Raw genomic sequence first — 9,459 nt, forward strand, 5'->3', positions numbered from 1 at the left:
GCGTTGTCTCTCGGTTGTCCCTAGCGTAGAGGGCGTTCCGGCTCTCCCTCCCGTTGGCTACTTTCCCATTCGTTCGCTATATAGCTTTCCGCGGTGGCTGGTTCCAGTAAGGCCTTACCCAGAATATGATCGGCCGCCTTTTCACCAATCATGATGGTGGGAGCATTGAGATTGCCGTTGGTTAAGGTTGGCATAATGGACGAATCCACCACACGCAGGTTTTCGATACCATGCACCCGGCACTCGGTATCCACTACGGCCATTTCATCACTGCCCATACGGCAGCTACCGGCGGGATGGTAGGCGGTTTCGGCCGTTTGTGCGAGCCAGTGGTCGATCTCATCGTTACTTTGTACTTCCGTTCCCGGCGAAATTTCCCGCCCCCGATAGGGGTCCATCCCGGCCTGGGCAAAAATTTCACGGGTGAGGTGCAGGCCGGTGCGGAAGGCTTGCTTGTCCTCTTCGTGGGCTAAATAATTGAAGAGCATTTCCGGTGCGACGGCGGGATCTGCCGACTTGAGTTTGACCCAACCGCGGCTCAGCGGTTTGTTGGCTCCCAGGTGCACTTGGAATCCGTGCCCTTTCACTGCGCTCGAACCATCGTAGGCAATGGCGCCAGCGAGGAAGTGATATTGGATATCCGGGTATTTAAGGCCGGCGCGACTGCGGATGTAGCCGTTGGATTCAAAATGGTTGGAAGCACCCAGGCCCCGTTTGAAGAGCAGCCAGTTGAGGCCAATCCAGGCCTTACCCAATGGCCCGAGCCAGCCGTTGAGGGTAATTTTCTGCTTGCACTCTTGCTGTACCCAGACTTCCAGGTGGTCCTGCAGGTTTTGTCCGACACCGGGCAGATCGTGCACCACGGCAATACCGTGTTCCTGCAAATGCGCCGCGGGCCCTATGCCGGACAACATTAGCAACTTGGGCGAGTTGAATGCGCTGGCGGCAACGATGACTTCTTTATTGGCGCGCGCGCGAAAGGTCTTGCCGTTTTGCTGGTACTCCACGCCGATGGCTTTCTTGCCCTGCAGAATCACACGTGTTGTAAGCGCATGCATCTTGAGTTCGAGGTTACTGCGGCCGAGAGCGGGCTTTAGGTAGGCGAGTGCGGTTGAGCAGCGAACACCGTCGCGCACCGACATATCCATGCGCCCGAAGCCCTCCTGACGATAGCCGTTGTAATCCTCGGTAAAGCCGTAACCCGCCTGGGTGCCGGCCTCAATGAAGGCGCGGTAAAGCGGGTTCTTCATATTGTTGCCGTTGCAGGTGGTGGTGGGCCCCTGGTCACCGCGGTAGGCATCACCACCATAGATACAGGTTTCGGCCCGACGGAAGTAGGGCAGGACAGCGGCGTAGCCCCATCCCGATGCCCCCTGTTCCACCCACTCCTCGTAGTCGCCGGCACAGCCCCGCACAAAGGCCATCCCGTTGATGGAAGAGGAGCCACCAATGACCTTGCCACGCGCCTGATGGATGCGCCGTCCATGTAGTCCCGGCTCCGGCTCGGTGTAAAACGCCCAGTCGTACTTCGGCATATTTAGCGGAATGGAAAACGCTGAAGGCATACGGATAAAGATGGAATTATCTTTGCCACCAAACTCCAGTAGCAGAAGACTGTTGTTACCATCCTCCGTTAGCCGGTTGGCCAGCACGGCGCCGGCAGAACCGGCTCCCACTACGATATAGTCAACAGCTTGATCGAAGTCCTGATTACTCATCTACTTGCCCTAGGCCGATCCTGGTTCGCCCTCTTTGCCGGATGTACGTGTCTTGCGTTCACGGCGCATGTATAGGTACTGCAGGTGCACTTCGAAGTGGTCGACGATATCGCCGATCACTTGTTCGCGGGTGTAGCCCATCAGATCGTAGGTCAGCCCGCCTTCCTGCAGGTGGGGCTCAAGTCGATAGTAGCTGGAATGGGGTTGCTCTGTGAGCAGGGTAAATGCTGGCATCGAGCACCGCTTGGGCCATACCTGATAAGTGAAGGCCGACTCGCCGCCGAGATCCACGCTGAGTGCCAGGTGCAGTTTGTCGCCGCTATCCCCGGTGATACTGACCGGGTGCCCCTCTTCTTCGAGTTTCTCTTTCACCGCTTCGAACGCAGGTTTTACGGTCCGCTGTATAAACGTGTCTACCTGTTTCAGGGTGGGAAAGCTGATGGCGCGAGATAGCCGCTGGGCCCAATTGGTATGACCTTCCCGCGATATGGTTCTGCCTGAAAGGTGCCCGGACAGGGCCTCCTGCATACTCGCGGATTTGAGCCCTTCGAGCTGCAACGCTCTGTACAGGCCCAGCATCATCAGCAGCAGGACGATGGCAAAGGGGAGCCCCATGATGACCACCGCTCCCTGTAGGGCGGAAAGGCCGCCAGTCATCAGCAGGGCAATGGTCACAATACCGATGATGGCCGCCCATAGAATACGCATCCACGGCGGTGCGTCCTGATTGGGATCTTCGAGCCGGATGGTGAGATTGGAAAGCACCAGAGAGCCCGAGTCGCCAGACGTGACAAAGAACACGATCGACAGAATGGTTACCGCAATGGTGGTTAAGAGGCCCCAGGGCAGCTGTTCCAGAAACAGGTAGATGGCCGATCCAGGTTTCTCTACTGCCTGTACGCCAAACTCCGTAGCGCCGCCCATCACCATGTCGATGGCGGAGTTGCCCATGATGGCCATCCAGGCGGCCATGAACGTGAAAGGCAGAATCAGGGTGCCGGTAACGAAGGCGCGGATGGTGCGGCCTCGGGAAATTCGCGCCAGAAACAGGCCGACAAATGGCCCCCAGGCGATCCACCATGCCCAGAAAAAGAGTGTCCAGGCATTGAGCCAGTCTGTGGGCGGGGCGAAAGCATAGGTATTGAAGGACAGCCCGGCAAAGTTTTGCAGGTAGTCGCCGATATTGGTAACGAAGGCGTCGAGTAAAAAACGGGTCTTGCCGGCAAACAATACGTAGAGCATCAAGACCACCGCCAGTAACATATTAAATTCTGACAGTCGCCGAATTCCGCGCTCGACACCGGTCGCGGCAGAGATTGCGGCAAACACCACAATCAGGATTGCCAGGACTGATTGCGTAATTGTGCCCTCCGGTATACCGAACATGTACTGTAAGCCGTAATTGAGCTGGATAATCCCAATTCCCAGGCTGGTCGCAACGCCAAATACCGTGCCCAGCACCGCAGCAATATCCACCGAATTACCGATTGATCCATAAATACGCTTGCCAAATAGTGGGTAGAGTGCAGAGCGGATAGTGAGGGGCAGCCCATGGCGATAGCTGAAGAAGGCCAGGGACATCCCCACCAGGGTATAGACGCCCCAGCCGGACAGGCCCCAGTGCAGAAAGGTCAGCGCCATAGCATGGCGTGCCGCTTCGATGCTGCCGCCCTCGCCAACGGGCGGCTCCATAAACTGAGTGACGGGTTCTACGATGCAGTAAAAAATCAGATCGATACCAATTCCAGCGCTGAATAGCATAGCTGCCCAGGTCACGATATTGAATTCGGGCTCCGAGTGATCGGGGCCGAGTTTGATGTCCCCGAATTTGGATATCGCCACCAAGACCACGAAGACGAGGTAGGTGACGACGGCGAGAAAGTAAAACCAGCCAAAACTGCTCGAGATCCAGCCCAGAGTACCGTAAATAACATTGACCGCTTGCTCGGTAAAAATCATCGCCCAGAGGGAGAACAGTACGATACCCACGACGGAGCCATAAAATACCAGTGGCTTTATTCGCACTGGCTCGGGGGCTGCTTTGGATTCGTCTTCGGGCGATTTGGCGCTCTGCATGTATCCCCTGTAAAAATAGAAACTATCTATCCCATCAGAGTAGGCCATGGCTTGCAGTAGCCGATTGTGCGCACTGGGTATTGGGTGCCATCTCAGAATATCCATTGACGTATCTGCTCGGTTAAATCGATATCGTCCACGGGACGCGAGAGCCGCTAAACCCAGCCCGATTATTGGCGCCATGGCAGAGCGGCAAAAACACTCAATAGGGCTTTGTCAGCGGCCTTCTAGTCATTCTTTTTCTTGCTTTTCCCCTTTGCGGACTGGCGCGAACTTCTACCAACGGCTAAACCTAATGATGAAAAGCGTGACATTTTCGCGCTCTCTAGGCACAGGCTGTAAGAGGTGTCCGATGAAGACTGGTATTACCGTCACCGCTGGATTCTGCATGGCCCTTCTGATTGGGTGCGCTGCTCAGCCAGAGCAGGTGCCAGGTGCCGGGGGCATCGTAATTGATACTTGGGGTGTCAATATGAGCCAGTATCAAGTTGACCTCTCTGAATGTAAGGGGATCGCCTATTCCACTTACAGCGATCAGGGCCGCCGAGGCCTGACCGGCGCTGCCGGTGGCGCGGTGGTTGGGGGTGCTCTAGGCGCCATCGTTGGCGATAGCAGCCGGGCGGCGGCAGCCGGTGCTGGAGCAGGCGCTCTGGTGGGCGGCCTTTCCGGTGCTGGTAGTGCCGGAGCCGAGGCCCAGCAGATTATTAAGAACTGTCTGCGCGGCCGCGGATATCGCGTGCTGAATTAATTTCCCTCACAGGAATTTGCCAAGTTTTCTCGTAGGTCCTCTGATATTCGGCAACCTCACAGGACTTGGCTTGGGCCGGGAGTTTCCCGGCTCTTTTTTTGTTGCTCTTTTACGGTACTCAGGTGGGGGCAGTGGTTTTTAGTCTGAGAGTTCAGGATTGTTTTCAATCAATACCTCGGGAGTATGTTATGTCCAGCGGCAATATCATTAATGCCTACGGGGTTATGCAGGCCGGGGGGGGCTTTGAACCGTATCAGGTGAAAGTGGGTGCGCTGGGGGCGACGGAGGTGGAGCTGGAAGTGCTCTACTGTGGTATTTGTCACAGTGACCTCAGCATGATTGAGGATGAATGGGGAATATCCAGGTACCCCATGGTTGCCGGCCATGAAGTTATTGGGCGGGTTGTTGCCACGGGAGAGCACGCCAAACACTTCAAGCCCGGTACCGTTGTCGGGTTAGGTTGGAATTCTGGGTATTGCGAAACCTGCCACTATTGCCGGCAGGGTGACAAAAACTTATGTGCTGAGGCCCGTTTTACCACGCTTACCGGTGGGGGTTTCGCCGATAAGGCTCGCGCTGATATGGATAGTCTGCTGGAGATTCCCGAGGGGGTCGACCTGGTTTCTGCCGGGCCACTGTTGTGTGGTGGTATTACTGTCTTCAATCCTCTTGTGCAGTTTGATATTAAACCGACGGCCAAAGTGGGGGTAATTGGTATTGGAGGGTTGGGGCACCTGGCACTGATGTTCCTGAATGCCTGGGGTTGTGATGTCACGGCTTTTACCTCCAGTGAACACAAGCGTACGGAAGCTTTGTCCCTTGGCGCACATAAAACATTGAATTCGCGCGATCCGGAGGAAATTAAATCCGCCGCTATGAGTTTCGATTTTATTATTTCAACAGTCAATGTGAATCTGAATTGGGATTTGTACATTCAGGCGTTAAAGCCCAAAGGGCGCTTGCACTTTGTCGGCGCCATCGTTGATCCTATTCAATTCACACTTTTCCCCGTATTATTTGGTCAGCGCTCGCTTTCCGCCTCCCCAGTGGGGAGTCCGGCAACGATTGAAACTATGCTCGATTTTGTCGCCCACCATCAAATCAGGCCGCAGGTAGAAATTTACCCTATGAGCCAGATTGAAGACGCGTTTAAACACCTGAAGTCGGGTAACTCCAAGTATCGGATTGTACTCTCCAGGGAGTAGGGCTTTCTAAGGGGCTCCTAGGGTAGATGTATTTTGATCAGCTGGGTTTTTCCGGGGAGGGAGCCTCCCGGAAAAGAATGTAAATGTTATCTGTATATTTAAAAAAATAACGGCTGGTATTTTTTTATTGGTAGAGAGTCTCCAGTCATCATTTATGATGGCCATTTTCCCCTGCTTTTATTCACATTAAAAATTACTGAGAATTTCAAAAAAAATAATGTTTGTTGTGATTAGGTCGCTAGATTAAGCGGTAATTTCCTGAGGGAATCCAGTTGGTTGGTTTTTGAGATTTTATTGTGAACGTAATTTTTCGTAAAGGTGCCAGTGGTAAGGAAAAGGCTTACACCTTGGTTTCTATACTAATGCTGCTGTTGCTAATGGGATCTTTTGAGATAGGTCGATACCAATTTTATAATGATCCCGGTTATGGTGGTATTGTTGTTTGGCTATTGGCTGCGATATGGGCTCTGCCTCTGCTGTTAGATAAGCACCCAGAAAACAAGATAAATCAATCGAATATTGTGCTTCGGAGTGTTTGTTGGGGGCTGTGTTATTTTATTTTCTATGGCTTTACCTGGGGGGTGATTTATGTTGCCGCCCCTGCATATTATACGAATACGTTTGGTAGTGAGGCTAGGATTGAGCGGGTTATCAGCAAGAAAGCAGTGTACAAAAACCGTTGGGGGCATGTTTGCCGTAGTATCTATTATGGGCAGACTTACGCTACCTGCGTAACTCACCGCTTCTTTGAGTCTATTGATGTGGGAGATACTGTAAGGCTTGATCTCCTGGAGAGTCAATATGGCTATTTTGTTCAGTCTGCTCGTAAATTACCCAGTAATCAGAGTTCTGAATAATTTATTGGCGACTCAGGGTTTAAATAGGGTTTGCTATCGTGGTGCGGCTCCCCCTGAGTTTCAGTAAGACGCTTCATGCGTGGGGGATGGATCGATTGCGAAGAATGTAAAAGGTAACGCTTGTAAATTAGCAGCGGGACCCCACTTTTTAATCGATTCGGTTATATTGTTCCTGCGTATCGTCATTGGGAGCCTATAAATACGTTGTTATCCTGCCTGAAATCACAGTCATTTTTCCGCATCAATTTTGAGCTTATGTTATATCCAACGATGGCCACCAGTTTAAAATTCCTGCCGATATTGAATTTTAGGCGAAATTTCTAGCGTGTGAAAATCTGGTGCATAGGCGATGCGCAGTGTAGGTATTAATATTGTGGCAAGGCGCTGGTTGGTTTTTGTCGATGCTGGCTTCCCGCAACAGTAAAGCGCACTGTTTATGAGGTGTATGATCTGATCAGGGGTATCCCTCAGGATTGATATATCGCTCAGGGAGACGCAAAGTTTGGTGATGAGTTGCAAGGATTTGAGGAGCGTGTATTTGTAGAGTATCCCACAAAGGCCAGTGGCATCCGTTATCGGCAGAATACAGGGGGATTCGAGAGACGAGTGCAATTGCAGTGCAGGATGTTTTCGGATTTTAAGGGTATTTGTTCTGCATTGTAGAAGTGCGAGAGTTCGTGTGTTTCGCCTCTGGAGGTGGGCCTTAAAGGCGTTAGTCCCAGCGGCTGCGTCTGTGTAAACGACGCAGATAGTCACGTTCGCGATAATAGAGATCATCCTCATAACAAATAAGATCACAGTACCTCTTATCGCTTACACAATCGGCTGGTATCTGCTTGTTATCTCCAATACACCGGTAGTAAACCTCTTTACAGGTTTTGAGGCACCGCTTGCGGGCTTCCTGCTCATTTAAACTGCTCGCTCGGGGAGAAGATGAAATACCCAGTAGTATCAGGGCGGCTAGAGCCAGGATTGTGCACTCTGTTAGCAAGAATCTGCCAGTTGCCATAATGATGTTGCTACAGCTCAATAAATGACATCGGTCAAATATAATGTTGCCTATTGCGAAGAACAAATATTTTTTTTTGCTTCTGTCTGAAGCGTTAAGAAGTCCCTGAATAATTCGGCAAGTCTCTGTGGGCCGTTTAGAGCGATTCTCACTTCCCCTACAACCACTGTCAATTTCCTAAAAGACGGCGTCATTGGCCACGATTTTTGGGCTTTGGATACCACGTCATTCCAAGTTCTTAATGAACCTGGCCGGCCAGCAAGCCGAAAATCTTATGCCTACTGTTTCCGAGGTGGCCCTCCGAGAACGGAAGCGATCCTCTATGAATATAATGCCCTTGATCACAAAAATTTTGTGAATGACTGGTTTGTCGGCTTTAAAGGCACACTACATTGCGATACTGATCCATTTTTTGAATTGTTGTTTGAGCAGACAGCTGTACCCAAATCATTGCAATGCACATGCCCGGCGAAAATTCGAACCCATAGCGAGAGCGGCGCAAGGGGATGGGCTGGCAAAACGGGCAATGCACTTTTATAAGAAGCTCTACCGGGTTGAGAGGACGGCCAAAGAGATTCAGCTGGCCGCAAAACAGCGACACGATCTGCGAGAAGAGAAGTACAGGCCGATTATGACGGCCTTTAAGTGCTGGCTGGATGAGCACTATCCGCAAGTGCTACCCAAATCCCCGCTGGGCAAGGCAATGAATCACTGCCTGAAGTATTGGAATGGGCTATGTGCTTCCTCAACGATGGTCGCTTAGAAATCGGCAACATTTTGACTGAACAGGAAATCAAACCCTTTCTCATGGCTCGAAAGAACTTCCTATTTGCATCTTCGGTCAATGGCGCTAGAGCATTATGCCTGCGCTTCAGTTTGATTCGCACTGCCAAGATTCACGGCCTTGACCCCTACAGGTATTATGTGGAGATACTTGAGCAGATTCCTCACTGCCAATCCGTTGGGGATTATGGGGCACTGCTACCCTGGTATATCCAGCTTGAGAAAGTTGGGATGGCCGCAGCCGCATGATACAGCGATGCTGCCCGCAAGAAGGCGAGCGTCTGTTGAATAGCCGTATTTGTCTGTTGAAGAAACGGCCCTTTAAGCCTTCCATGACTTAGCATTCAGCGTGCTATCCCAGTACTCTAAATACAACTCTTACCTACGATCTGGTAAGGTCGCTTACAGGGTAACTCAGAAAGTCGAAGCCGCAACCCCTGAAACACCCGCCGTTTTAAAATGCACCATCGCCGTGATTGATGACCAGAATACAGTACAAACTGACGGCGCCGACGATCCAATGACCAGTGTTTATGTCACTACCAAAACCCTGCAAACCGATGGCGGCGGAGTAGTAAATGTCGCCGACCATGTGGCTGATTTAGTGGCGAGCTGCATTGTTGAAGTGGCCAACTGCCTGGCCGTGCATAGCTCTATTGCGGCTATGGCGATTCCGAGTGGGTAATACTGGCCGTTATTTTCAGTGGTGGATTGGGCGTATCGCCAGTACGAAGGCCCGAATTATAGAGCCATGGCTGATATCCACAGGAAGTCCCCCCTAACTTATTGATTTAATTATAGGTAAAATGTGTTCAAGAGCGGGAGGTTGAACCCAGCGACTTGAGCCGATGGCTCACTATCTCTGGTTACTATTTGAACGAATAGTCTATAACCTAGCGCAATTAAAGGCTTTTCTGCCGAGCCTGGAAGCTCCATCCCAGAAATAGTGGCCAAATGGATAGTGAGCCACTGGCTCTTTAATAAACTGTTGTACAAACCCGCTGCGCGGGAGTGGTGCCACTTTTAAATTATAAGAGGCATTTTAGAAAATGCATAACCGGGT

The 9,459-nt window shown here is 51.6% G+C and carries 8 protein-coding genes and 1 pseudogene; 7 read left to right on the top strand and 2 right to left on the bottom strand.

Annotation, left to right across the window (positions count from 1 at the left end; all coding sequences use genetic code 11):
- Positions 1 to 20: 20 nt before the first annotated feature.
- Both betA and betT read right to left on the bottom strand, forming a co-directional pair.
- On the bottom strand, positions 21 to 1,718 hold the full coding sequence (gene betA, locus Q1A69_RS17675; protein WP_299588409.1) for a choline dehydrogenase: 1,698 nt from the start codon (positions 1,716 to 1,718) through the stop codon (positions 21 to 23).
- A 9-nt stretch (positions 1,719 to 1,727) separates the two neighbouring features.
- The gene (betT, locus tag Q1A69_RS17680) at positions 1,728 to 3,794 is read right to left on the bottom strand and encodes a choline BCCT transporter BetT (RefSeq protein ID WP_299588412.1); all 2,067 of its coding nucleotides are present in this window, start codon (positions 3,792 to 3,794) and stop codon (positions 1,728 to 1,730) included.
- Positions 3,795 to 4,146: 352 nt separating this feature from the next.
- On the opposite strand from betT, the gene Q1A69_RS17685 reads away from it, so the two are divergent.
- The 7 genes and pseudogenes from Q1A69_RS17685 (at position 4,147) to Q1A69_RS17715 (ending at position 9,081) form a co-directional block, all read left to right on the top strand.
- Positions 4,147 to 4,542 carry a glycine zipper family protein gene (locus tag Q1A69_RS17685; RefSeq protein ID WP_299588416.1) on the top strand — a complete coding sequence of 132 codons (396 nt, stop codon included), beginning with the start codon at positions 4,147 to 4,149 and terminating at the stop codon, positions 4,540 to 4,542.
- A gap of 188 nt (positions 4,543 to 4,730) precedes the next feature.
- Positions 4,731 to 5,747 carry an NAD(P)-dependent alcohol dehydrogenase gene (locus tag Q1A69_RS17690; RefSeq protein ID WP_299588418.1) on the top strand — a complete coding sequence of 339 codons (1,017 nt, stop codon included), beginning with the start codon at positions 4,731 to 4,733 and terminating at the stop codon, positions 5,745 to 5,747.
- 296 nt (positions 5,748 to 6,043) lie between these two features.
- Complete coding sequence (locus Q1A69_RS17695) at positions 6,044 to 6,604, top strand: hypothetical protein (RefSeq protein WP_299588420.1); 561 nt, start codon at positions 6,044 to 6,046, stop codon at positions 6,602 to 6,604.
- A 1,153-nt stretch (positions 6,605 to 7,757) separates the two neighbouring features.
- Positions 7,758 to 8,153 carry a transposase gene (locus Q1A69_RS17700; RefSeq protein WP_299588425.1) on the top strand — a complete coding sequence of 132 codons (396 nt, stop codon included), beginning with the start codon at positions 7,758 to 7,760 and terminating at the stop codon, positions 8,151 to 8,153.
- Positions 8,038 to 8,408: pseudogene (locus Q1A69_RS17705) on the top strand (transposase); the annotation flags it as partial. The gene Q1A69_RS17700 and the pseudogene Q1A69_RS17705, both read left to right, overlap by 116 nt.
- A gap of 12 nt (positions 8,409 to 8,420) precedes the next feature.
- Complete coding sequence (locus Q1A69_RS17710) at positions 8,421 to 8,645, top strand: transposase domain-containing protein (protein ID WP_299588427.1); 225 nt, start codon at positions 8,421 to 8,423, stop codon at positions 8,643 to 8,645.
- Between the two features lie 100 nt (positions 8,646 to 8,745).
- A complete protein-coding gene (locus Q1A69_RS17715) occupies positions 8,746 to 9,081 on the top strand; it encodes a hypothetical protein (protein ID WP_299588423.1) in 336 nt (111 codons plus the stop codon).
- The last annotated feature ends 378 nt before the right edge of the window (positions 9,082 to 9,459 follow it).

It is taken from the genome of uncultured Microbulbifer sp. (assembly GCF_947498635.1).
GTDB lineage: Bacteria > Pseudomonadota > Gammaproteobacteria > Pseudomonadales > Cellvibrionaceae > Microbulbifer > Microbulbifer echini.